Source organism: Kosakonia cowanii JCM 10956 = DSM 18146 (genome assembly GCF_001975225.1).
In the GTDB taxonomy this organism is placed as follows: Bacteria; Pseudomonadota; Gammaproteobacteria; order Enterobacterales; family Enterobacteriaceae; genus Kosakonia; species Kosakonia cowanii.
This window is the reverse complement of sequence record NZ_CP019445.1, coordinates 2,142,950-2,167,216: the sequence shown is the minus strand read 5'-3', so window position 1 is coordinate 2,167,216 and position 24,267 is coordinate 2,142,950. Positions and strand designations below refer to the sequence as shown.

General features: G+C 57.4%; 23 protein-coding genes and 1 tRNA gene. 9 read left to right on the top strand and 15 right to left on the bottom strand.

Annotated features, from left to right (window positions below):
* Positions 1-3: 3 nt before the first annotated feature.
* The 8 genes from BWI95_RS10175 to syd all read right to left on the bottom strand — a co-directional run bounded on the left by BWI95_RS10175 (position 4) and on the right by syd (position 8,425).
* Positions 4-1,146, bottom strand: coding sequence for a glycerate kinase (locus tag BWI95_RS10175; RefSeq protein ID WP_054804279.1), 1,143 nt, complete (start codon positions 1,144-1,146; stop codon positions 4-6).
* Positions 1,147-1,233: 87 nt separating this feature from the next.
* The gene (gene gudD, locus BWI95_RS10170; RefSeq protein WP_054804278.1) at positions 1,234-2,574 is read right to left on the bottom strand and encodes a glucarate dehydratase; all 1,341 of its coding nucleotides are present in this window, start codon (positions 2,572-2,574) and stop codon (positions 1,234-1,236) included.
* 20 nt (positions 2,575-2,594) lie between these two features.
* Positions 2,595-3,935 (bottom strand): enolase C-terminal domain-like protein, encoded by a 1,341-nt coding sequence (locus BWI95_RS10165; protein WP_076769423.1) that lies wholly within the window; start codon positions 3,933-3,935, stop codon positions 2,595-2,597.
* Positions 3,935-5,290 carry an MFS transporter gene (locus BWI95_RS10160; RefSeq protein WP_054804277.1) on the bottom strand — a complete coding sequence of 452 codons (1,356 nt, stop codon included), beginning with the start codon at positions 5,288-5,290 and terminating at the stop codon, positions 3,935-3,937. The genes BWI95_RS10165 and BWI95_RS10160 overlap by 1 nt, the downstream gene beginning before the upstream one ends.
* 380 nt (positions 5,291-5,670) lie before the next feature.
* Complete coding sequence (locus tag BWI95_RS10155) at positions 5,671-6,120, bottom strand: flavodoxin (RefSeq protein WP_076769422.1); 450 nt, start codon at positions 6,118-6,120, stop codon at positions 5,671-5,673.
* A gap of 5 nt (positions 6,121-6,125) precedes the next feature.
* A complete protein-coding gene (gene truC / locus BWI95_RS10150; protein WP_054804276.1) occupies positions 6,126-6,920 on the bottom strand; it encodes a tRNA pseudouridine(65) synthase TruC in 795 nt (264 codons plus the stop codon).
* Entirely contained in the window at positions 6,920-7,249 is a 330-nt protein-coding gene (locus tag BWI95_RS10145) for a YqcC family protein (RefSeq protein WP_054804275.1), read from the bottom strand. The genes truC and BWI95_RS10145 overlap by 1 nt, the downstream gene beginning before the upstream one ends.
* Before the next feature lie 630 nt (positions 7,250-7,879).
* Complete coding sequence (gene syd, locus BWI95_RS10135) at positions 7,880-8,425, bottom strand: SecY-interacting protein (RefSeq protein ID WP_054804274.1); 546 nt, start codon at positions 8,423-8,425, stop codon at positions 7,880-7,882.
* A gap of 68 nt (positions 8,426-8,493) precedes the next feature.
* Here syd and queF point away from each other — a divergent pair, with 68 nt between their 5' ends.
* From queF to xni, 5 genes are all read left to right on the top strand, one after another.
* Entirely contained in the window at positions 8,494-9,339 is an 846-nt protein-coding gene (gene queF, locus BWI95_RS10130; RefSeq protein ID WP_054804273.1) for an NADPH-dependent 7-cyano-7-deazaguanine reductase QueF, read from the top strand.
* Positions 9,340-9,428: 89 nt separating this feature from the next.
* Positions 9,429-10,793, top strand: coding sequence for a nucleotide 5'-monophosphate nucleosidase PpnN (ppnN, locus tag BWI95_RS10125; RefSeq protein ID WP_076769421.1), 1,365 nt, complete (start codon positions 9,429-9,431; stop codon positions 10,791-10,793).
* 457 nt (positions 10,794-11,250) lie between these two features.
* Positions 11,251-12,540, top strand: coding sequence for an HAAAP family serine/threonine permease (locus BWI95_RS10120; RefSeq protein WP_023479482.1), 1,290 nt, complete (start codon positions 11,251-11,253; stop codon positions 12,538-12,540).
* 57 nt (positions 12,541-12,597) lie between these two features.
* Positions 12,598-13,965 carry an L-serine ammonia-lyase gene (locus BWI95_RS10115; RefSeq protein ID WP_054804272.1) on the top strand — a complete coding sequence of 456 codons (1,368 nt, stop codon included), beginning with the start codon at positions 12,598-12,600 and terminating at the stop codon, positions 13,963-13,965.
* Between the two features lie 112 nt (positions 13,966-14,077).
* Entirely contained in the window at positions 14,078-14,830 is a 753-nt protein-coding gene (xni, locus tag BWI95_RS10110; protein ID WP_023479496.1) for a flap endonuclease Xni, read from the top strand.
* A 33-nt stretch (positions 14,831-14,863) separates the two neighbouring features.
* Here xni and puuE read toward each other — a convergent pair whose 3' ends face one another.
* Genes puuE through BWI95_RS10095 form a run of 3 tightly spaced genes read right to left on the bottom strand, consistent with a single transcriptional unit; the run spans position 14,864 to position 17,289 of the window.
* Positions 14,864-15,805, bottom strand: coding sequence for an allantoinase PuuE (gene puuE, locus BWI95_RS10105; protein WP_076769420.1), 942 nt, complete (start codon positions 15,803-15,805; stop codon positions 14,864-14,866).
* A 30-nt stretch (positions 15,806-15,835) separates the two neighbouring features.
* The gene (locus BWI95_RS10100; protein WP_023479471.1) at positions 15,836-16,573 is read right to left on the bottom strand and encodes an aspartate/glutamate racemase family protein; all 738 of its coding nucleotides are present in this window, start codon (positions 16,571-16,573) and stop codon (positions 15,836-15,838) included.
* Positions 16,570-17,289, bottom strand: coding sequence for a GntR family transcriptional regulator (locus BWI95_RS10095; protein WP_054804271.1), 720 nt, complete (start codon positions 17,287-17,289; stop codon positions 16,570-16,572). The genes BWI95_RS10100 and BWI95_RS10095 overlap by 4 nt, the downstream gene beginning before the upstream one ends.
* 146 nt (positions 17,290-17,435) lie before the next feature.
* On the opposite strand from BWI95_RS10095, the gene BWI95_RS10090 reads away from it, so the two are divergent.
* A complete protein-coding gene (locus BWI95_RS10090) occupies positions 17,436-18,908 on the top strand; it encodes an NCS1 family nucleobase:cation symporter-1 (RefSeq protein WP_076769419.1) in 1,473 nt (490 codons plus the stop codon).
* A 46-nt stretch (positions 18,909-18,954) separates the two neighbouring features.
* Here the strand turns inward: BWI95_RS10090 and BWI95_RS10085 are convergent.
* Together BWI95_RS10085 and dnaQ are read right to left on the bottom strand one after the other, a co-directional pair.
* Positions 18,955-19,031: transfer RNA gene (locus tag BWI95_RS10085), tRNA-Asp, on the bottom strand.
* A 134-nt stretch (positions 19,032-19,165) separates the two neighbouring features.
* Positions 19,166-19,897, bottom strand: coding sequence for a DNA polymerase III subunit epsilon (gene dnaQ, locus BWI95_RS10080; RefSeq protein WP_042712390.1), 732 nt, complete (start codon positions 19,895-19,897; stop codon positions 19,166-19,168).
* Between dnaQ and rnhA the strand changes: the two genes are divergently transcribed.
* Positions 19,851-20,423 (top strand): ribonuclease HI, encoded by a 573-nt coding sequence (gene rnhA / locus BWI95_RS10075; protein WP_161629337.1) that lies wholly within the window; start codon positions 19,851-19,853, stop codon positions 20,421-20,423. The two genes, dnaQ and rnhA, sit on opposite strands and share 47 nt — an antisense overlap.
* On the opposite strand, the gene BWI95_RS10070 is transcribed toward rnhA, so the two are convergent.
* Positions 20,420-21,127 (bottom strand): class I SAM-dependent methyltransferase, encoded by a 708-nt coding sequence (locus tag BWI95_RS10070; RefSeq protein ID WP_054804270.1) that lies wholly within the window; start codon positions 21,125-21,127, stop codon positions 20,420-20,422. The two genes, rnhA and BWI95_RS10070, sit on opposite strands and share 4 nt — an antisense overlap.
* Before the next feature lie 33 nt (positions 21,128-21,160).
* Here BWI95_RS10070 and gloB point away from each other — a divergent pair, with 33 nt between their 5' ends.
* Positions 21,161-21,916, top strand: coding sequence for a hydroxyacylglutathione hydrolase (gloB, locus tag BWI95_RS10065; protein ID WP_076769417.1), 756 nt, complete (start codon positions 21,161-21,163; stop codon positions 21,914-21,916).
* Between the two features lie 73 nt (positions 21,917-21,989).
* Positions 21,990-23,360 carry a murein transglycosylase D gene (mltD, locus tag BWI95_RS10060; protein WP_054804269.1) on the top strand — a complete coding sequence of 457 codons (1,371 nt, stop codon included), beginning with the start codon at positions 21,990-21,992 and terminating at the stop codon, positions 23,358-23,360.
* 60 nt (positions 23,361-23,420) lie between these two features.
* Here mltD and BWI95_RS10055 read toward each other — a convergent pair whose 3' ends face one another.
* Entirely contained in the window at positions 23,421-24,221 is an 801-nt protein-coding gene (locus tag BWI95_RS10055; protein ID WP_054804268.1) for an endonuclease/exonuclease/phosphatase family protein, read from the bottom strand.
* Between the last annotated feature and the right edge of the window lie 46 nt (positions 24,222-24,267).

Genomic DNA, 24,267 nt, shown 5'->3' with positions numbered 1-24,267 from the left:
GCCTTACCGTAACCCCTGCCCCGCTTTTAATACCGCCGCCACATTGCGCGCGGTGAGGCGCACATTCTCCCCGGCGTTGGCTAATGCCTCGTCGAGGGAACAGATGCTGTAAATCACGCTGAACACCGCGTCGATGCCGTGCTCGTGCACCACACCAACATCGGCGGTCAAACTGCCGGCAATGCCGATCACCGGAATATCATACCGTTTGGCGACCTTCGCCACGCCGACCGGCACTTTACCGTGCACGGTCTGGCTGTCGATTCGCCCTTCGCCGGTGATCACCAGATCCGCATCGGCCACGTGCTTATCCAGCGCCAGCGCATCGGTCACAATCTCAATCCCCTGGCGCAGCTCGGCTCCGCAAAAAGCGTACAACGCCGCGCCCATGCCACCCGCCGCGCCGCCGCCGGAGAGCGTTAACACATCGCAATCGAGATCGCGGGCAATAATCTGCGCGTAGTGCGCCAGCGCCTTATCCAGCCGCGTGATCATCTCCGGCGTCGCCCCTTTTTGCGGGCCGAACACCGCCGAGGCTCCCTCTTTACCGGTAAGCGGATTGGTGACATCGCAGGCCACATCAATCCGGCACTGCGCCAGGCGACAATCCAGCTCGCCAATATCAATACGCGCCAGGCGCTCCAGCGCCGCGCCGCCTGTGGCGATCTGCTCCCCCTGCTCATCAAGAAGCTTTGCACCCAGCGCCTGCACCATGCCTGCGCCGCCATCGTTGGTCGCGCTGCCGCCAATGCCGATAATGATCTGTTTCACGCCCGCATCCAGCGCATGGCGGATCAGCTCCCCGGTTCCCCATGAGGTGGTGATTAACGGATCGCGCTTCGCCGTGGGCACGCGCTCCAGCCCGCTTGCTGCCGCCATTTCGATAAACGCCGATTGCTCATCGCCGGAGAGGCCATAAAAGGCGTCGGCCTCCTCGCCGAGCGGCCCTTTAACCGTCACCTTCACCACCCGCCCCTGGGTGGCGGCGACCATCGCTTCTACCGTCCCTTCCCCGCCGTCCGCCACCGGGATTTTCACGTACTCAGCGTTGGGGTACACCTCGCTAAACCCCGCTTCAATGGCGGTCGCCACCTCCAGGGCCGTTAAACTCTCTTTGTAGGAGTCCGGTGCGATGACAATTTTCATAAGCCGTCCTTACGCATATTCACCACGGTAAGCATACACCTTGCGGGCAGTGGGAAATGCCAGCCCCCGCAAGGAGTGGCAATTTCATTAACGCACCATGCAGGGACGCTTGTTATCGAATTTCCAGTCGGGGATCAGGTACTGCATGCCCATCGCATCGTCGCGCGCGCCGAGCCCATGCTTTTGGTACAACTCGTTAGCCTTCATCACCTGATCCATATCCAGCTCAACGCCGAGACCCGGCGTGGTCGGCACCTGCACCATTCCGCCTTTGATTTCAAACGGCGCTTTGGTCAGGCGCTGGTTGCCCTCCTGCCAGATCCAGTGAGTGTCGATGGCGGTGATCTTGCCCGGCGCAGCGGCAGCGACATGGGTGAACATCGCCAGTGAAATATCAAAGTGGTTATTGGAGTGCGAACCCCAGGTGAGGCCAAACTCATGGCACATCTGCGCCACGCGCACCGAGCCCTGCATGGTCCAGAAGTGCGGATCGGCCAGCGGAATATCGACCGATTGCAGCGACAGGGTGTGGCCCATCTGCCGCCAGTCGGTGGCGATCATATTGGTGGCGGTCGGCAGACCGGTGGCGCGGCGGAACTCCGCCATCACTTCACGCCCGGAGAAGCCCTGCTCGGCCCCGCACGGATCTTCAGCGTAGGCGAGCACACCTTTCAGCTGCTTGCCGATGGCGATCGCCTCATCGAGCGACCACGCGCCGTTCGGATCGAGGGTGACGCGCGCCTGCGGGAAACGTTTTGCCAGCGCGGCAATCGCTTCTGCCTCTTCCATCCCGGCCAGCACGCCGCCCTTCAGTTTGAAGTCGTTAAAGCCATATTTCTCATAAGCCGCTTCCGCCAGGCGCACCACGCGATCCGGCGTCATCGCCTCTTCATGGCGGATGCGATACCAGTCGCACGCATCGTCGGGCTGGCTCTGGTAAGGCAGGGGCGTCTTTTTGGCATCGCCGACAAAGAAGAGGTAACCGAGCATCTCCACTTCGCTGCGCTGCTGGCCTTCGCCGAGCAGGGAGGCAACGTTCACGCCAAGGTGTTGACCGAGCAGATCGAGCATCGCCGCTTCGATACCGGTGACCACATGAATGGTGGTGCGCAGATCGAAGGTCTGCAGCCCGCGCCCGCTGGCATCGCGGTCGGCAAAGGTGTTGCGCACGCTGTTGAGCACATTTTTGTATTCGCCAAGCGTTTTACCGACCACCAGCGCAGCGGCCTCCTCCAGCGTCTGGCGGATCTTCTCCCCGCCGGGGATTTCGCCAACCCCGGTATGACCGGCGTTATCTTTAATGATCACGATATTGCGGGTGAAGAAAGGCGCGTGCGCCCCGCTCAGGTTCATCAACATGCTGTCGTGACCGGCAACGGGAATAACCTGCATCGATGCCACAACGGGCGTGGAACTGTAAGTACTCATAATGGTGTCCTTTTGCTCTTTTAATGCCGTCCAAAAACGGGGCGTTTTTTATCAAACGTCCAGCCAGGAATGAGGTACTGCATCGGGCCTGCGTCATTGCGCGCGCCGCCAGGCAAGGTTTTATAGAGTGCGTGCGCTTTCTCAATTTGCGCCCAGTCCAGCTCAACGCCAAGACCCGGCGCGTCCGGTACGGTGATTTTCCCCTCGCGGATCTGCAAAGGTTCTTTCGTCAGGCGCGCGTCGCCCTCCTGCCAGATCCAGTGGGTATCAATCGCCGTTGGCGTGCCTGGTGCAGCGGCGGCGACGTGGGTAAACATCGCCAGCGAGATATCGAAATGGTTGTTGGAGTGGCAGCCCCAGGTTAAGCCCCAGTCGTCGCACAGCTGCGCGACGCGCACCGCGCCGGAGAGGGTCCAGAAGTGCGGATCGGCGAGCGGAATATCGACCGCGTTGAGCATTACCGCGTGGCCCATCTCCCGCCAGTTGGTGGCGATCATATTGGTGGCAACCGGCAGACCGGTGGCGCGGCGAAACTCCGCCATCACTTCACGCCCGGAGAAACCCTGCTCCGCGCCGCAGGGATCTTCCGCGTAGGTCAGCACATCGTTCAGCCCTTTACAGAGGCGAATAGCTTCGTCGAGCAGCCACGCGCCGTTAGGATCGACGGTGATGCGCGCATCGGGGAAGCGTTTTTTCAGCGCGCGCACGGTATCGATCTCCTTCTCGCCCGGCAGCACGCCGCCCTTCAGTTTGAAATCTTTAAAGCCGTAACGATCCTGCGACGCTTCGGCAAGGCGCACCACCGCTTCGCTGCTCATCGCCTCCTGATGGCGCAGCCGGTACCACTCATGGCTGCCCGGCGTCGCATCCAGATAGGGCAAATCGGTTTTCGTGCGATCGCCGACATAGAAGAGGTAGCCGAGCACGGTAACGGCATCGCGCTGTTTGCCCGGCCCCAGCAGTTCGCACACCGGGACATTCAGGGTTTTGCCGAGCAGATCGAGCAGCGCCGCCTCCAGCGCCGCGACGGCGTTAACGCGCAGTTCAAAGGTCCACGCGCCGTTGCCGAAGGTGTCGAAATCCGCCGCCTGGTTGCCTTTGTGCACCCGCTGCACCACTTTGTTCAGCCGGGCGATCTCTTGTCCCACCACCATTGGCGTGGCATCGACCAGTGTTTGATAGATCACCTCTCCACCCGGCGCTTCACCTACGCCGGTCTGCCCGGCGCTGTCCGTCAGCACCACGATATTGCGGGTGAAGTAAGCGTTATGCGCGCCGCCGATATTCATCAGCATGCTGTCGTGCCCGGCAACCGGGATCACCTTCATGTCGGTGATGACGGGCGTGGCTTGTGTATTCATCATTCGCGTCCTGTTACGGGTTTAAGTTCGATGCGTTTGATATTGCCCACCAGCACCAGGTAACTGAGCACCGCCACCAGCGCATGAACGCCAACGTAAATCAGCGCGCCGTTAAACGAGCCGGTGGTGCCGACGATGTAGCCAATCGCAATCGGCGTGACGATGCCGGAGATATTGCCGAACATATTAAACAGGCCGCCGCTCAGGCCGCTGATCTCTTTCGGCGCAGTATCCGCCATCACTGCCCAACCGAGCGCACCGATCCCTTTGCCAAAGAAGGCCAGCGCCATAAAGGCAATAATCAGGGTTTCCGAATCGGTGTAGTTACAGAACACCATACTCATCGAGAGCAGCATGCCCAGCACGATGGGCGTTTTACGCGCCACGTTCAGCGATCCGTAGCGGCGCATTAACCAGTCGGAGATCACCCCACCAAGCACGCCGCCGACAAAGCCGCAGATCGCCGGGATCGAGGCGACAAAGCCCGCTTTCAGGATCGACATGCCGCGCGCCTGCACCAGATAGACCGGGAACCAGGTGATAAAGAAGTAAGTTAAGGCGTTAATGCAGTACTGCCCGAGATAAACGCCGATCATCATGCGTGAGGCGAGCAGCTGTTTGACCTGGCCCCACTTCTGCGAAAAGGGCACTTTCTGCTGATTGTTTTTCAGATCCATATTGATCAGCGCGCCGCCCTCGGCGATGTACTCCAGCTCCTTTTTGTTGACGCCCGGATGCTGGTTCGGCTCGTGGATCATTTTCAGCCACAGGAAGCTGATGAAGATCCCAAGCCCGCCCATAAAGAAGAAGACGTGCGACCAGCCCACTTCATGGGTTAGCCAGCCCATGATCGGCGCGAAGATCACCGTGGCGAAGTACTGCGCGGAGTTGAAGATGGCGACTGCCGTGCCGCGCTCCTGCGCCGGGAACCAGGCGGCAACGATGCGGCTGTTGCCCGGAAACGAGGGGGCTTCTGCCAGGCCGACCATAAAGCGCAGCGTAAAGAGCGCGATGATGATGCCAAAGCCGCTGAAGAGATCGACGAACCCTTGCAGCAGGGTAAAGAGCGACCAGGTGAAGATGGACCAGAAGTAGACGCGTTTCGAGCCGAAGCGGTCAAGCAGCCAGCCGCCCGGGATCTGGCCGATGACATAGGCCCAGGAGAAGGCGGAGAAGACATAGCCCATACCGACAGGATCAAGGCCGATAGCCTTGGACATTTCCGAGCCAGCAATCGATAGCGTAGCGCGATCGCCGTAGTTGAAGGATGTGACGATAAATAGCATCACCACGATCCAGTAGCGGGCGTTAGTGCGCTTTTCAGCGCCGCTCGCCGCCTGGCTTAATGCACTCATGGTTGTACTCCCGAAGCATAGATGTTCTTTTCAACATGCATCCTGTACGGCGCAACCTGTAGGGGAAGACAGAACGCTGTCGCTCTTTTTATGCCGCGGCCCGACGCGTTTTCACTCCACGGCGGGCGGCTTTGTTAACTGGCTCAAGGAGTATAAAAAGCGGCCTGGTAACTCTCACCGTGCATCAACACAACATTCGGCGACAGCTCAGCGCGGGTTTGGGGCATTAGCCCAGGGCGATGGGGGGTATTTCACGAAAATTGAAACAGACGATAAACGACGGGGTAAAAGCGCGGGTCAGGTGCGAAGAGTGTGAATGGCGTCGCTTGACGGTTAATAAAAAGAGGCTAACCCTCCCGGCAGGCGGGAGGGAAACGGGCCTATTTCAGCAGGCTTGCCCACTGCTCAACCCACGGGTTGGAGACGCTTTCTGGCTCCGGATCTTCGCTGGCATCAATCAGCAGCACTTCGCCGATGCGCTGCGCGCCCTGCTCCTGCAACAGCGCATCAAATTTTTTCCCGCCGCCGCAGAAGTGGCTGTAGGTGCTGTCGCCCAGTGCAATCACGCCGTAGCGCAGTTCGGGCTGATAGCCGATGGTGTCGCGCAGGTAGTGAAACAGCGGCGCGATGCTGTCCGGCAGATCGCCCTGGCCGGTGGTAGAGGTGACTACCAGCGCATAGTTGCCTTTGTTGCCCTCCCACTGCGCCGCTTCGGGATCTTCATACACCTTTGCCGTATGGCCCTGGGCTTCCAAAATCGCCTGCGCTTCTTCCGCTACCAGCAGCGAATTGCCGTACATCGTGCCGACAAAAATGCCTATATTCGCCATGCTTATCACTCCTTGCGTGATTCCAGATTGCCCTCATCCTGACCGCTGAGGCCGCTAAACTCAACCCTTTCATTCTCAGGGAGAAGGCCGCGCCAGCCGAACTGATCCAGCGCCTGCATCCATACCGCATCGAAGCCGGCGCGCAGGGTTAGCGCCTCGCCGGTAAACGGGTGCGTAAGGCTTAACTGGCTGGCGTGCAGCATCAGGCGGTTGAGGCCGAAATGCGCCGCCGCGCTGCGGTTTTGCCGCAGATCGCCATGCTTGCTGTCACCAATAATCGGATGGCGCAGATGGGAGAGATGGCGGCGAAGCTGGTGTTTGCGTCCGGTTTTCGGCTCCAGCTCGACCAGCCCATAGCGCGTAGAGGGAAACTTACTAATCGCAACCGGTAATTCGGTCGTCGCAAGGCCGCGATAGTGGGTTACGGCAGGCTGCGGATCTTTATCGGTGCGGGCGAATTTATCCGCTACTTTGTCCAGCTCCTCGACCAATGGATAGTCGAGCAATGCCTCCTCCATCAGCCAGCCGCGCACAATCGCGTGGTAGCGCTTCTGCATCTGGTGCTGTTCAAACTGCTGGGATAAACGCCGCCCCGCTTCGCTGGAGAGCCCCATCAGCAGGACGCCAGAAGTCGGCCTGTCGAGACGATGGGCGGTAAAGACATGCTGACCAATCTGGTCGCGCACGGTCTGCATCACCACCACTTTTTCGTCGCGGTCGAGCCAGCTGCGGTGCACCAGCCAGCCGGAGGGTTTGTTGACGGCGACCAGCCACTCATCCTGGTAGATTATCTCCAGCATCAGTGGTTTTCGTCGCTAAACAGCGCGTCAAGCTGCTGGAGATGAACCAGCATCGCATCGCGGGAGGGGTGTGTCGCCTCAAGGGCCATTTCGTAATAGGGCGCGATAGCAAACGCCTGCGGCAGCGCCTGCTTGCTGTCGAGCAGCGCGTGCATACGAGGGATCAGCACCCACTGCAGCCACTCAAAGGGTGCGAGGGTGTCCATGCAGAAGGGTTGCGTGCTTTCAAAGGCGCTCAGCGCCGGGGCAGTGGTTTGCCAGAGATCGTGCTCGCGCAGCTGCGCTTCAATCAGCTGAAGCTGCTGGCGCACGCGTTGATGTTGAGTCATAAAAGCCCCCGTTTAATCAGACTGGCGCGCAGCATAGCAAAGAGCGGAAGAAATAAAAAAAGGGAGCACTGTAAAAACAGTGCTCCCGGTTCGTTTCGCAGCTATCCGGCTACCCGTGTGCTCCCTGCTCATCCATGAAAACTTTTCCTGCGGTCTCCTGACCCGTTCATCCTTAAACAACGCATCATGCTCACACCACCCCGATGTGACCTGGCCTTATCCTTAAAGCGTGTCCTGGATCCTCCTGATCTACCGTCCATCCTGACCGGCTCTCATTCTCCGTCCTGGAGGTGTCCTTTAACGCACTCCGGCGATATCCTCTCACTTCGTCCTGAAGTCTGTCCGTGAAGCACCTTCCCGGTGTGTCCAGAAACAACATCATCCTGATGTACGTCTCTTAGTCAGACTCCGTGTCGACAGGAGATAGAATTACGTATTCCGGCCGGTCTTACAAGGAGACTTAACGACAAAGCTATGCCGTAATCGGGCATTAACCCCAGGGATTATCGTATTAACATTATGATTTATAATTGTTTAAATAAAGATAACTCACGTGAGTTATAGAATACGAACAGCCGATCTCCTACAGGCTTTGTAAGAGATCTCTCACACGGGACGTAGGCTAAGGGCTTACACGACGGGTTGTAGCTGAGTGAGGAAATCGGGCAGATCGCTGGCCAGACGCGTGCGTTTGCGCGTACCGAGCGTCTCCTGCATCACCTCACCGCTCAGGTTACACACCGAGATGACGTCCAGCTCGCTCTCAAGCGTGGCAATAAAAAGTGTAGGCGATAATTTGAGCCTTTTCTGCGTCACCAGGTGCCCAATCAGATTTTCCTGTACCCGGACAAAATCCGCTTCGCTCCAGGTTTGCAGCAGCGTCAGGCTGATATCCCCCAACCGCGCGCCCATATCACCGGCAAACTGCGTGGTATAGAAGGCATGGATCGGCGGTTGTACCACAATCTCCATCGCCTGTTCAACGGGGTGGACGTTCTGCTGCGCCGTAAAGGGCTGCGGCTGCCAGAAAACGGCATCGTCGGTAGAAGAGATAATGCAGGGCGAAGGGACGCCATACAGATCTTCACTCTGCGGCCAACTGCCGTGCGCCGCATGCCACGCATCGCAATAACGTTCCGTAAAGGCTTTCAGCGCCTGAGCCGTCTCTTTTTCCACCGATTTCTCTCTTTACTTAAGCCAGGATAAACTTGCGCCATAGTTTACCTGCAAAATGGCGATGAAACATGTCTTCTTATGATAACCACCAGGCGCTTTCGGGCCTGACGCTGGGCAAAACCACCGACTACCGCGACACCTATGACGCCAGCCTGCTGCAAGGCGTGCCGCGCTCCCTCAACCGCGATCCCCTTGGGCTGAAGGCTGATAACCTCCCCTTTCACGGCGCGGATATCTGGACGCTGTATGAGCTCTCCTGGCTCAATGCCAACGGGCTGCCGCAGGTCGCGGTCGGCCAGGTGGAACTGGATTACGCCAGCCTCAATCTGGTGGAGTCTAAAAGTTTTAAACTCTATCTCAACAGCTTTAACCAGACCCGTTTCGCCAGTTGGGATGAAGTACGCAGCACCTTGCAACGCGATCTCAGCGCCTGCGCGCAGGGTGCGGTAAGCGTCACGCTCTACCGCGTCGATGAGCTGGAAGGCCAGCCGGTTGCCCGCTTTGCTGGCCTCTGCATCGACGATCAGGATATCGCTATTGATAACTATGAGTTTGATGCTGCGCTGTTGACCGACGCCGCGCATGGCGAAGTGGTGGAAGAGACACTGGTTAGCCATCTGCTGAAATCCAACTGTCTGATTACCCACCAGCCGGACTGGGGCTCGGTGCAGATCCAGTATCGCGGGGCGCAAATCGACCGGGAAAAACTGCTGCGCTATCTGGTGTCGTTCCGCCATCATAATGAGTTTCACGAGCAGTGCGTTGAGCGCATCTTTACGGATATTCAGCGCTTCTGCCAGCCGGAATCCCTCAGCGTATACGCGCGCTACACCCGACGCGGCGGCCTCGATATCAACCCGTGGCGCAGCAATACAGACTTCGTTCCGGCAACCGGGCGGCTGGCGCGCCAGTAAAACATGCGTTGACAGGTTGTTAAACGTCATAAGCCAGGGCTATTGTAATCAGCAGGGAAGATAAAATTTTCGTCCCGTAAGGAGTTCACTTGATTACACATATTAGCCCGCTTGGCTCGATGGATATGTTGTCGCAGCTGGAAGTCGATATGCTTAAACGCACGGCCAGCAGCGACCTGTATCAACTGTTTCGCAACTGTTCGCTCGCTGTACTGAACTCAGGGAGCCAGACCGACAGCAGCAAAGAGCTGCTCTCCCGTAACGAAAGTTTTGATATCAACGTTTTGCGCCGTGAACGCGGCGTCAAGCTGGAGTTGATTAACCCACCGGAAGAGGCGTTTGTCGACGGGCGTCTGATCCGCGCGCTACAGGCCAACCTGTTTGCCGTGCTGCGCGATATCCTGTTTGTGAACGGCCAGATCCATAACGCCGGGCGCTTTCAGCATCTTGATATGGAGAGTTCGACCCATATCACCAACCTGGTCTTCTCAATTCTGCGTAACGCCCGTGCCCTGCACGTCGGCGAAGCGCCGAGCATGGTGGTCTGCTGGGGCGGCCACTCGATCAACGAAACCGAGTACCTCTACGCACGCCGCGTCGGCACCCAGCTTGGCCTGCGCGAGCTGAATATCTGTACCGGCTGCGGGCCGGGAGCAATGGAAGCGCCGATGAAGGGCGCAGCGGTCGGCCACGCGCAGCAGCGTTATAAAGAGGGGCGTTTTATCGGCATGACCGAACCATCGATCATCGCCGCAGAGCCGCCAAACCCGCTGGTTAACGAGCTGATTATCATGCCGGACATTGAAAAGCGTCTGGAAGCGTTTGTGCGTATCGCCCACGGCATCATTATCTTCCCGGGCGGCGTCGGCACGGCGGAAGAGTTGCTCTACCTGCTGGGTATTCTGATGAACCCGGCGAACAAAAATCAGGTGCTGCCGCTGATCCTCACCGGGCCGAAAGAGAGCGCCGACTACTTCCGCGTGCTGGATGAATTTATCGTCAACACGCTGGGCGAAGCCGCGCGCCGTCACTACACCATCATCATCAACGATGCGGCCGAAGTGGCGCGCCAGATGAAAAAGGCGATGCCGCAGGTGAAAGAGAATCGTCGCGAAACCGGCGATGCCTACAGCTTCAACTGGTCGATTCGCATTGCGCCGGATCTGCAGGTGCCGTTCGAGCCGACCCATGAAAATATGGCCAACCTGAAGCTCTACCCGGATCAACCCGTCGAAGTGCTGGCGGCGGATCTGCGTCGCGCCTTCTCCGGCATTGTGGCGGGTAACGTTAAAGAGCACGGCATTCGTGCGATTGAAACGTTTGGCCCTTACAAAATTCATGGCGACAGCGACATGATGCGCCGGATGGATGATCTGCTGCAGGGCTTTGTCGCCCAGCACCGTATGAAACTCCCCGGATCGGCCTATATCCCCTGCTACGAAATCTGCGCCTGATAACCCCTTTTTACCGGGCGGCCATAAGCCGCCCTTATACCTTCCCGCCTTTCGCGCGGCAATTCCCCTACCCTGCACAAGGTAATGATCCACTCCAGTTGGCTTAAAAGTCGATAAATCACTGCTAATGGGATGATCTACAGCGCTTTTATCGTCTTTCACCGCTGTGAGTTTGATCGCATATCTGGCGGGTGATAGCCTTCGCGCCCATAAATCTCAGATGATTTTAGATAAGCAGACAGATGGTCTAAATATGCCCACTTAAGAAGTGGATTATTGCAATTGCGATCCTGATCACTGATAGAGTCATAACATACATGTATCTTTCCGCTGCAAATAATTGCGGTAAGAAATTATAAAAATAGCCGCAATCAACCGGATAAAATATTACCGCTGACGTGGATGGCAAACGATTTGTCTAAATGGCAGCTTTTTGATTTTCCCAGGAGATTTACCAATGGAAACGACTCAAACCAGTAATCTGGCTTCAACCGGAACGCGGAGCGCATGGCGTAAAACCGACACCATGTGGATGCTAGGCCTCTACGGTACCGCGATTGGCGCTGGCGTACTGTTCCTGCCCATCAACGCTGGCGTAGGCGGACTGATTCCGCTGATCATCATGGCGATCCTCGCCTTCCCAATGACCTACTTCGCACACCGCGGCCTGACCCGCTTTGTGCTTTCCGGTAAAAATCCCGGCGAAGATATCACCGAAGTGGTGGAAGAACATTTTGGTATCGGCGCGGGTAAACTGATTACCCTGCTCTACTTCTTTGCCATCTACCCGATTCTGCTGGTCTATAGCGTGGCGATCACCAACACCGTCGACAGCTTTATGACCCACCAGTTGGGCATGACGCCGCCGCCTCGCGCCATTCTCTCCCTGATTCTGATCGTCGGTATGATGACCATCGTGCGCTTCGGCGAGCAGATGATCGTCAAAGCGATGAGCATCCTGGTCTTCCCGTTTGTTATCGCCCTGATGCTGCTCGCGGTCTACCTGATCCCGCAGTGGAACGGCGCGGTGCTGGAAACCCTCTCCTTCAACAGCGCGTCTGCTACCGGTAATGGCCTGTGGATGACCCTGTGGCTGGCGATCCCGGTGATGGTCTTCTCCTTTAACCACTCACCGATCATCTCCTCCTTCGCCGTGGCGAAACGTGAAGAGTACGGCGCAGAAGCAGAACGTAAATGCTCACGCATTCTGGCATTCGCCCACATCATGATGGTGCTGACGGTAATGTTCTTCGTCTTCAGCTGCGTGCTGAGCCTGGCACCGGCCGATCTGGCTTCGGCGAAAGAGCAGAACATCTCGATTCTCTCCTACCTGGCTAACCACTTTAATGCGCCAGTCATCGCCTGGATGGCACCGATCATCGCGATGATCGCCATCACCAAATCCTTCCTCGGCCACTACCTCGGCGCGCGTGAAGGTTTCAACGGTATGGTGATTAAATCTCTGCGCGGCAAAGGCAAAACCATCGAAATCAACAAGCTGAACCGCATTACCGCGCTGTTTATGCTGCTGACCACCTGGGCTGTTGCGACCTGGAACCCGAGCATCCTCGGCATGATTGAAACGCTGGGCGGCCCGATTATCGCCATGATCCTCTTCCTGATGCCGATGTATGCGATTGCCCGTGTTCCGGCGATGCGTAAATACAGCGGTCACATCAGCAACGTCTTCATTGTGATTATGGGTCTTATCGCTATCTCCGCGATTTTCTACTCCCTGTTCAGCTAATCTCTGCGCGCCGTCCAGCCGGGCGGCGCGATCCCTCTTTGTCATGGATAACGCGTTATGATCAGCGTATTCGATATTTTTAAGATCGGTATCGGTCCCTCCAGCTCGCACACCGTCGGCCCAATGAAAGCCGGCAAACAGTTCACCGATGATTTGATTGCCCGCGGCCTGCTGCGCGACGTCACCCGCGTGGTGGTCGACGTTTACGGTTCGCTCTCCCTGACCGGCAAAGGCCACCATACGGATATCGCCATTATTATGGGGCTGGCCGGCAACCTGCCAGATAGCGTTGATATTGATGCGATCCCGGGCTTTATTCAGGATGTGAATACGCACGGCCGCCTGCTGCTGGCGAACGGCGAGCACGAAGTGGAGTTCCCGGTCGATCGCTGCATGAATTTCCATGCCGATAATCTCTCGCTGCATGAGAATGGCATGCGCATCACCGCGCTGGCGGGCGAAACGGTGCTCTACAGCCAGACCTACTACTCGATTGGCGGCGGCTTTATTGTCGACGAAGCACACTTCGGCCAGACCACCAGCGCGCCGGTTGAGGTGCCATACCCCTATAAAAACGCTGCCGATTTACAGCGTCACTGCCAGGAGAGCGGGCTTTCCCTCTCCGGCCTGATGATGAAAAACGAGCTGGCGCTGCACAGCAAAGAGGAGCTGGAGCAGCACCTGACGCGTGTCTGGGAGGTGATGCACGGCGGCATTGAGCGTGGCATCAACACCGAAGGCGTGTTGCCGGGACGGCTGCGCGTGCCGCGTCGTGCCGCCGCGCTGCGCCGCATGCTGGTCAGCAGTGATAAAACCACCACCGATCCGATGGCGGTTGTCGACTGGATCAATATGTTCGCGCTGGCGGTCAATGAAGAGAATGCTGCCGGTGGCCGCGTGGTGACCGCACCGACAAACGGTGCCTGCGGCATTGTCCCGGCGGTGCTGGCCTATTACGACAAGTTTATCCGCGAAGTGAACGCTAACTCGCTGGCACGCTATCTGCTGGTCGCCAGCGCCATCGGCTCACTCTATAAGATGAACGCCTCCATCTCCGGCGCGGAAGTGGGCTGCCAGGGCGAAGTGGGTGTCGCCTGCTCGATGGCAGCTGCCGGTCTGGCTGAACTGCTCGGTGCCAGCCCGGCGCAGGTGTGCATTGCGGCGGAAATCGGTATGGAGCACAACCTCGGTCTGACCTGCGATCCCGTCGCCGGCCAGGTACAGGTGCCCTGTATTGAGCGTAACGCCATTGCCTCGGTTAAGGCTGTTAATGCCGCGCGTATGGCGCTGCGCCGCACCAGCGAGCCGCGCGTCTGCCTCGATAAAGTGATCGAGACGATGTACGAAACCGGCAAAGATATGAACGCCAAGTACCGCGAAACCTCCCGCGGCGGGCTGGCGATGAAGGTCGTTACCTGCGATTAACCTGCCTGACAGATGCCTCGTTTTGCGAGGCATCTTCCTGAATAGTCACCGTTTCATAGCCTCATAAAGCGGGCAATGTTACCCTTAGCGCTCGCTTACAAGGAGGGTATCCGTGGCTCATCTGCTTATTGTCGACGCACTCAATCTTATCCGCCGTATTCATGCGGTGCAGGGTTCGCCCTGCGCGGAGACCTGCCTGCACGCGCTTGAGCAACTGATTGTGCACAGCCAGCCGACCCACGCGGTGGCGGTGTTCGATGATGAAGCGCGCAATCAGGGCTGGCGTCACCAGCTGCTGCCGGACTACAAAGCGGGCCGACCGCCGATGCCGGAGCCGCTGCATCAGGAGATGCCCGCACTGCGCGCGGCGTTTGAGCAGCGCGGCATTCGCTGCTGGGCGACGCCGGGCAATGAAGCCGACGATCTCGCCGCCACGCTGGCGGTGAAAATGGCGCAGGCGGGGCAAGAGGCGACAATTGTTTCGACGGACAAAGGCTACTGCCAGCTGCTCTCACCCACCATCCGCATCCGCGACTACTTCCAGAAACGCTGGCTGGATGCACCGTTTATTGACCAGGAGTATGGCGTCACGCCGCAGCAACTGCCGGATTACTGGGGGCTGGCGGGCATCAGCAGTTCAAAAGTACCGGGCGTCGCCGGGATCGGGCCGAAAAGCGCCACCCAGCTGCTCAGCACTTTTCCCACGCTGGAAGCGCTGTATGACAATCTTGCCGAGGTGCCTGAGAAGTGGCGACAGAAGCTGGAAGCGCACCGCGAAATGGCCTTTATCTGCCGGGATGTGGCGCGTCTGCAAACGGATCTACAGCTTGATGGCAACCTGCAGCAGCTGCGCCTGACGCGCTAAACTTCGCCCGCGCACTGGCGGGCAGCAGGCCGGTTACGCTTTATAGGGGTGATGTTTCAGCCAGTGCTCGGCGATCTCCTGGCGGCGGCAGATCCACACCTTGTCGTGGCTTTGCACGTAATCAAGAAAACGCTGCAGGGCGCGAAACCGCCCCGGTCGCCCCAGCAGACGGCAGTGCATGCCGATCGACATCATCTTCGGTGCCGTTTCGCCCTCGGCATAGAGCACATCGAAACTGTCTTTCAGGTAGGTGTAAAACTGCTCGGCGGTGTTAAACCCCTGCGCGGTGGCAAAGCGCATGTCGTTGGCATCCAGCGTGTAGGGCACAATCAGATGCGGTTTTTCGCCGACGGTAGTCCAGAAGGGCAGATCGTCGCCGTAGTAGTCGCTGTCATAGAGAAAATCGCCCTGCTCTACCACCAGCGCGCGGGTATTGGGGCTGTCGCGCCCGGTATACCAGCCGAGCGGGCGTTTGCCGAACAGCGTTTGCAGGATCTCAATCGCCTGCTGCATATGCTGGCGCTCGGTCTGGATATCGAGATCCTGGTAGTGGATCCAGCGCCAGCCGTGGCTCACCACGTCATAATCCGCCGCCTTGATCGCCTCGACAATCGCCGGATTGCGCGCCAGCGCCATCGCCACGCCAAACACCGTTAACGGCAGGCCGCGCTGCTGAAACTCCTGATGGATGCGCCAGAAACCGGCGCGCGAACCGTACTCATAGAGGGAGTCCATCGACATATGGCGCGCCGGGTAGCTGGCCGCGCCGATGATGTCGGAGAGAAACTGCTCCGAGCCGCTGTCGCCGTGCAGAACATGGTTCTCTCCGCCCTCTTCAAAATTAAGCACAAACTGCACGGCGATGCGCGCGCCGCCCGGCCACTGTGCGTGCGGCGGCTTGCCGGCGTAGCCCGCCATATCGCGCGGGTAGTCGGCAGTAAAGTGCCAGAAGGGAGTCTCGGTTGCTGCTTGCATGCTGATTCGACCTCTTAACCGGGGCCGCCTTCAGCTGAGCATATCGAAGCATCCTGAAAGCGGCTTTTTATTGGGATACGCGAGATCGCCATATTTACTGGTGCCAAAACCGAGGGCGAGCAAGGACTCAACCATTTTGACCGCCGCCGTTACGCCGTCGATCACCGGGATGCCCAACTCCTGCGTCAGTTCACTGGCAAGATTCGCCATACCGCCGCACCCCAGCACAATCGCCCCGCTTCCATCCTCACGTTTGGCTTGTATACAACGCTCGCGTACCTTTTGCTGAGCAAGACCCGTGCCATCTTCCAAAGCCAGCACCGGTAAATCGATGGCGTGCAGCGCGGCGCAGTGATGTTCAAAGCCATACTGGCGCAGTAAATGGCGGGCGATGATCACCGTGCGCGGCAGCGTGGTGACAATCGAGAAACGCGTCGCCACCAGCGTCGCCATATGCATTGCCGCTTCGGCAATACCGATAACCGGGCCGCTCGCCAGTTCCCGCGCCGCCAGCAATCCCGGGTCGCCAAAGCAGGCGATCACATGCCCCTGCGCGCCCTGCGCTTTGCCCTGCTTTACCTGCTCCAGCACGCCGATGGCGGCAATCGCTTCATCGAAATGCCCTTCTATGGATTCCACGCCCTGCGTCGGGCAGCTGGCGAGGATAGTTGTGCCCGGCGAGGCGATGCGGCGCGCAGCGCTGGCTATGGTTTCGGTCATCTCCGGGCTGGTATTGGGGTTAATGACTTGTATACAAAATGCACTCATTGCGGCTCTCCTCGGGTGCCAAACAGGCGGGTAAAATCCGGCAGCGTTTCGCCGCTGCGCTCAAAGCGCAGGCTGGAAACAATGTGGTCGAAGTGGTGCGCCATGGCATGCTCAAGGCCCGCCAGGTCTTTGTTACGTAAGAGTTCGATTAACGCATCGTGATCGTGACAGCGGCAGCCCTGCTGCCACGGCGCGCCCCAGGCGGCAATCACCAGCGAGGAGCGCTGCGTCAGGGTGGTGATAATATCGGTCACCACCGTATTGCCCGATATCGCCTGTAATTGAATATGGAAAGCCGCCGAGTGGCGAATGGCCGCCGCGCCGTCATGCTGCTGGTGCGCCGCTTCCTCCTCGGCAATGATCGCCTCCAGCGCCGCCAGATGCGGCGGTTGCAGATGTGCCAGCACCTGCGGCAGGTTGGCACACTCGATCATTTTGCGCGTGGCGAAGATCTCTTTTGACTCGTCGATGCCAGGATTAGCGACAAATGCACCGCGCCTGGGCGCGATGGTGATCATTTGCACCGTTGCAAGGCGTGTGAGCACTTTACGAATGCCAGTGCGGCTAACGCCAAATACTTCCGCCAGCGCCTCTTCAGGCAACTTACTGCCCGGCGGCAACTGGTGCTCAACAATGGCCGTTAACAGCGATTGCCAGATGAAATGCTCTCTCTCTTCCCGATCCGCAGGCGCCTGTAGCCCGGTGTAATGATTCATAACCTGATTCCTGTGTGACGCAGCATTGCCTTTTTTGTATACGGTTTTTATCTGTCTTGTATACAAAAAATCCAAACCTGGCCTGGTTAATGCAATAGCCGATAGCAGACCTATGAACGCTATCGCTATTTAAAGGAGCAGATTCCATGCCAAACCCTGAACCGCAGTACGATGCTCGTTATAGCCCAAGATTGACCAATGAGGACCTTGCGCCGACTCGCCAGCAGAACTGGACCTGGTACAACATCTTCTCGTTCTGGATGTCCGATGTGCACAGCATGGGCGGCTATGTGGTTGCCGCCAGCTTCTTTGCCTTAGGGCTCGCCAGCTGGCAGGTGCTGCTCTGCCTGTTGGTGGGGATCTGTATTGTGCAGCTCTGTGCAAACCTGGTGGCGAAGCCGAGCCAGATGACCGGCGTGCCCTATGCGGTGATTTGCCGTCAGGCATTTGGCGTATTCGGCGCCAATATTCCGGCGGTGATCCGCGGACTTATCGCCTTCGCCTGGTACGGGATTCAAACCTATCTCGCCGCCAACGCCCTGATGCTGGTGGCGCTGAAATTCTGGCCTTCGCTGGGCGCGCTGACAAGCAGCCACTTTCTGGGGCTGTCGGCGCTGGGCTGGATCTGCTTCGGCATTATGTGGGCGCTGCAGGCACTGGTGTTCTGGCACGGAATGAACGCGATCAAACGCTTTATTGATGTCGCCGGACCGGCGGTGTATGTAGTGATGATGGCGCTGGCGGGCTGGATCCTCTACCAGACCGGGTTTGACGGCATCTCCTTTACCCTTGCCAGCAAGGCGCTGACGCCGGGTGAGCAAGCGTGGCAGATGATCACCGCCACGGCGCTGGTGGTCTCCTACTTCTCCGGCCCGCTGCTCAACTTTGGTGACTTCTCCCGCTACGGCAAAAGCATGCAGGCGATCCGCCGCGGCAACCGCTGGGGACTGCCCTTTAACTTCCTGCTCTTCTCGATTGTGACGGTGGTGATTGTCTCGGGAACGCAATCGCTGTTTGGCAAAATGATCACCGACCCGATTGAAACCGTCAGCCACGTGGGCAGCGATCTGGCGATGGCGATTGGCCTGCTGACCATGATTACTGCGACTATCGGCATTAATATCGTGGCGAACTTCGTCTCACCGGCGTTTGATTTTTCTAACTGCGCGCCGCAGAAGATCAGCTTCCGTACCGGGGGAATGATTGCGGCGGTCGGCTCGGTGCTGCTGACGCCGTGGAATCTGTTCCAGTCGCCGGAGTTAATCCACTACACGCTGGATGTGCTCGGTGCCTGTATCGGCCCGCTGTTCGGCATTCTGCTGGCGGACTTCTACCTGATTAAACGCGGCCAGGTGTTTGTCGACGATCTCTTTACGGTCTCCCCGAACGGGCGTTACTGGTACAAAAACGGCTTTAACCCCAAAGCGATTGCCGCGCTGCTGCCGTCGGTGATGGTAGGCCTGGTGATCAGCTTTATTCCGGCGCTGCATGAAGTGGCAAACTTCAGCTGGTTTATCGGCGTCTTTCTCGGTGCAGGTTGCTACTGCTGGCTGGCGCGTCATGAGCGCGCGGGCGTGGAGAGCGGATTTATCGCGCAGCGCGCGGTGGTGAAGGAGTAGAAACGACGAAGGCCTGAATCATTGCTGATTCAGGCCTTCTGAATAGTGGCGGAACGGACGGGACTCGAACCCGCGACCCCCTGCGTGACAGGCAGGTATTCTAACCGACTGAACTACCGCTCCGCGTTGTGTTCCTGTTAGGGAACGAGGCGCATATTACGTATTGCGCCTGGTGCCGTCAACGCTTTTTCTCTTGTTTTGAATCGTTTGCTGCAAAAATCGCCCACGGGCTGATTTTTCACGGTTAATAAATGAATTTAGCCGCGCCAGAGGCAACTTCCGCCCTTTTTCTGTACTAAATCGAGGCGCGATTCATGGGCCATCAGCTCTTCATCACTGGCTAAAACAACGCGCAATTTGTTTGCCTGGCGCACAACGCGCTGGATCCCCGCTTCGCCTGACTGATTCTGGTTCTCGCCCTCCATCGAAAACTTTATCGATGTCTGGCCGCCGGTCATCATCAGATAGACGTCGGCAAGGATTTGGGAGTCGAGAAGTGCGCCGTGCAGCGTTCGCTTGCTGTTATCTATTTCGTAACGCGAGCAGAGCGCATCAAGGCTGTTACGCTTGCCCGGAAACATCCTGCGCGCCAGTGCCAGGCTGTCGGTAATTTTGCAGAAGGTTTCGGTTTTCGGAATTCCACGGTTCAGCTTGCTGAACTCATAATCCATAAAGCCGATATCAAACGAGGCGTTATGGATCACCAGCTCCGCGCCGCGGATATAGTCGATAAACTCATCGGCAATATCGCCGAAGGTCGGTTTATCCAGCAGGAACTCATCGGCGATGCCGTGAACGCCAAATGCTTCCGGGTCCACCAGCCGATCGGGCTTCAGGTAGACGTGATAGTTATTGCCGGTCAGGCGGCGGTTTATCACCTCAACCGCACCGATCTCAATGATCTTATGCCCTTCGTAGTGCGCACCGATTTGGTTCATACCGGTGGTTTCGGTATCGAGGACGATCTGTCGTGTAATTGCAGTGCTCATAGCGGCCATTTATGTCAGACTTGTCGTTTTCAACTCAGGAAGTCTACCAGAGATGCTCAAACAGGTAGAAATTTTCACCGACGGATCGTGCCTCGGCAATCCGGGACCGGGTGGATATGGTGCCATTTTACGTTATCGCGGACATGAGCGGACCTTCAGCGAAGGTTACCGTTTAACCACCAACAATCGCATGGAGCTAATGGCGGCGATTGTCTCCCTTGAAGCGCTGAAAGAGCACTGCGAAGTGGTGCTCAGCACCGACAGCCAGTATGTGCGCCAGGGCATTACCCAGTGGATCCACAACTGGAAAAAACGCGGCTGGAAAACGGCGGATAAGAAGCCGGTTAAAAATGTCGACCTGTGGAAGCGGCTCGATGCAGCGCTCAGCCAGCATCAAATCCGCTGGGAGTGGGTGAAAGGCCACGCCGGGCATCCGGAAAACGAACGCTGCGATGAGCTGGCGCGCGCGGCGGCGATGAATCCCACCCAGGAAGATGTCGGTTACCAGCCGGAAACGCTGGCTTAAGATTGCCGTGTCGCGCCAACGGCCTGCGGCACGCGCGCCCGTGAGCGGCTCTGCTTTAACGGGTTGATGGTCAGCGGAATGGTGCGTTTACGGGCCACGATCAGCTGCATACAGCCCAACGCCGGCAGATGCGCGCTCAGCAGCTTTCCGCCCTGCTTCGTCCAGGGCAACACGCGAAAGCGGCTATAATGAAGCACTTCAAAATTGAGCAGCGCGAGCCAGTCAAACTGGCGCGTGAGGGTGAACATTCGGCTTTTGACCGCCGGCGAGCGGCGCGCAAACGGCACCGCTTTGCAGGCGCCTAACAGGCTGATGGGGTTAAACCCGCTCATCACCAGCCAGCCATCGTCAATCAGCACACGATCGACCTCCTGCAGCAGCCGGTGAGGATCGGGGCACCAGGGCAGGGTATGGGCCAGCAGGCAGGCATCGACGGACTTTTCTGCAAACGGCAAATAGAGCGGATCCGCGCGCACCTGCGCCGGTTCGCCTGCCAGCGAGACATTGACCTGGTGGGAGATCGCGCAGCTTTCAAGGTTGATTTCCGCGCTGAGGTTGCCAATCTTAAGCAGGTGAAAACCATACATTTTCACCAGCCACGGCTTGAGCTCCTCCTCCAGCGCCTGACGGTAATAAACACCTTTTGGGAGCGCGCCCCAGTTTACGGGCGCGACGAATTTTCGGGGAGTCCTTGCCGGCTTCATTACAACCTTCCGCTACGCTTTGAGAGGTAATTTATGAATCTTAACAGTATTCCCGCGTTTCAGGACAACTACATCTGGGTGTTGAGCGAGCATGACGGGCGCTGCCTGATTGTCGATCCGGGCGAAGCCGCCCCGGTGCTGCGTGCCATTGAAGAGCACAAGTGGCAACCCGAAGCTATTCTACTGACGCATCACCATAACGATCATGTCGGCGGTGTGCAGGCACTGCGCGACGCTTTCCCTGATGTAGTGGTTTATGGGCCAGCAGAGACACAACATAAGGGCACCACTCAGGTTGTGGCCGAAGGCGATACGGTCACCGTTTTAGGCCAGGATTTCTCGGTCTTCGCCACCCCAGGGCACACTTTAGGACATATCTGTTTCTTCAGTTTTCCTTACCTTTTTTGCGGCGATACGCTCTTCTCTGGCGGCTGTGGAAGATTATTTGAAGGGACGGCAACGCAGATGTATCAATCCTTCTGTAAAATTAACGCCCTTCCCGATGACACGGTGATTTGTTGCGCACATGAATACACTTTAGGGAATATGAAGTTTGCTGTCAGCGTGCTGCCTGAAGATGCAGAGGTTCAGGAATACTATAAGAAAGTGAGTGAGTTACGTGCTAAAAACGAAAAGACACTCCCTGTAATTCTGAAAAATGAGCGGAAAATAAATTTATTTTTACGCACGGAAGATGCTGATTTAATTGAAGTAATAAATCAAGAAAGCCTATTGCAACATCCAGAGGAGCGTTTCGCCTGGTTACGGGCAAAGAAAGATGCTTTCTGACATTGCGGGTTGCCTTTTGAAAACATCGCCGTTATCATCGCTCGTCTTTTAAGCAACTACTATTGACACACACATGAAGGCAAGAGCGATATTACTCGCCTCTGTCCTGCTCGTGGGGTGCCAGGCGTCGCAGCGCGACGGTTCGGTACAACAGCACGCACAGAGCCTTTCTGCAGCTGGTCAAGGGGAAGCTGGGAAGTTCACAAGTCAGGCACGCTGGATGGACGACGGAACACTCGCCGACCAAACGGATAGCAACTTGTGGGCCTCCATAAGCGACGAGCTAAAGATGGGAATTCCGGAAAACAGCCGGATTCGCGAACAGAAACTGAAGTATTTAAACAATAAGAGCTATCTCCACGATGTAACTTTACGGGCAGAGCCGTATATGTACTGGATAGCTGGGCAAGTTAAAAAACGTAACATGCCCATGGAACTGGTACTACTACCCATAGTGGAGAGCGCTTTTAACCCGCACGCAACGTCTGGTGCCAATGCCGCAGGCATTTGGCAAATCATTCCGAGCACAGGGCGAAATTATGGTTTAAAACAGACACGCAGCTACGATGCGCGTCGTGACATTGTGGCCTCTACCACGGCCGCGCTCGACATGATGCAGCGTCTTAACCGTATGTTTGACGGCGACTGGTTACTGACCGTTGCCGCCTATAACAGCGGTGAAGGCCGCGTGCTGAAGGCAATTAAAGCGAACAAAGCGCAGGGGAAACCCACCGATTTTTGGTCGCTGTCATTGCCTTATGAAACAAAGATTTATGTGCCTAAGATGCTGGCGTTGAGCGATCTTCTCAAAAACAGCAAACGCTATGGCATTAATCTGCCGACGCCGGACGAAAGCCGTGCGCTGGCGCGCGTCAGGCTGAGTAGCCCGGTAGAAGTGAGTCAGCTGGCTGAAATGGCGGGAATTTCCGTCAACAAACTGAAGGCGTTTAACGCAGGCGTTAAAGGTTCGACGTTGGGTTCAGCTGGTCCACAGTACGTGATGGTGCCGAAGAAACATGCAGATCAACTGCGTGAGTCGCTGGCATCCGGCGAAATCGCCGCCGTACAGCCGACGCTGGTTGCGGATAACACCCCGCTCTCCAGCAAGAGCTACAAGGTTCGCTCAGGCGATACGATCTCAGGCATCGCGTCACGCCTCGGCGTAAGCGCGAAGGATCTGAAGCAGTGGAATAATCTGCGCGGCGCGAACCTGAAGGTGGGTCAAAACCTGACGGTTGGTGCAGGCAGCAGCGCACAACGTCTTGCCAGCAACAGCGATAGCATTACCTATCGCGTGCGCAAAGGTGATTCGTTGTCGAGTATCGCGAAACGTCACGGCGTGAACATCAAAGATGTGATGCGCTGGAACACCGATACCTCCAATCTGCGACCGGGCGATCAAATCACGCTCTTCGTGAAGAACAGCGCGACGCCAGACTCCTGACCTGAAGCAATAAAAAAAGCACCGTTTCCCCACGGTGCTTTTTTTTATCTTTTTTTCGCCCTACTTGCCGGAAGGGAGCGGGCTGAACTCTACCAGCAGCGGATTGTGATCCGATGCGCGGGTCACCAGCACCGACGCCTCATCAACATTTAAGCCACGATAGAAGACAAAATCGAGTGGTCGGCCAAAGGCTCGACTGCGATTGTCATCGGTGAATCGTACCTGCCGCAGCGCCATTTCGCGCGCAAAACGGTAGAGGGCATTCATGCGCGGGCGGCTCCAGGCATTAAAATCGCCGGCCATAATTACCGGGCCATCGTGGCGGCCAATCTGGTCGCCAATCGGCAGCAGCTGTTTACTGTAGACATCGACACCGAGACTGAAGTTGACCGCATGCACATTCACCACCATCAGATTACGGCTGTCCGGCAGCGGGTAGACCGTCACCAGGGCTGACTTTGCCAGCCGCAGAATCGGCTCACGCTCGCGCAGAGGGCAGCAATAGACCGGATGGGCAGAAGAGAGCGTCATCACGCCTGAGGGGTGCTGAGGCAGCACAAAGGCGGGAACCTGATCGGCAGCAAGATAGTTGCTGGTTGCGAAACTCACCAGTTCGGGCGTCGTCTGCGCTTCCTGCAACAGAACCAGGTGCGCATCTTTGCCGAAGCTTTGCAGCACCGAGAGCCACTCCGCCCGCTGCTGCTTGAAGATGTTCCATACCAGTACGCGGATCTTTTCATCCTGGCTGAGAGGAACCCCGGCAGGTAAAGCCTGACCAATACTGGCGAACGATCCCGGCGGTAAAATGCGCTCCGCAGGTTGTCCGGCAACATATCGCATAGCGTAAGTATTTTTCGCCACTTCGGCTTTGAACCTCTTTGATTTCCGCGCCCGAAAAAGGGGCGTC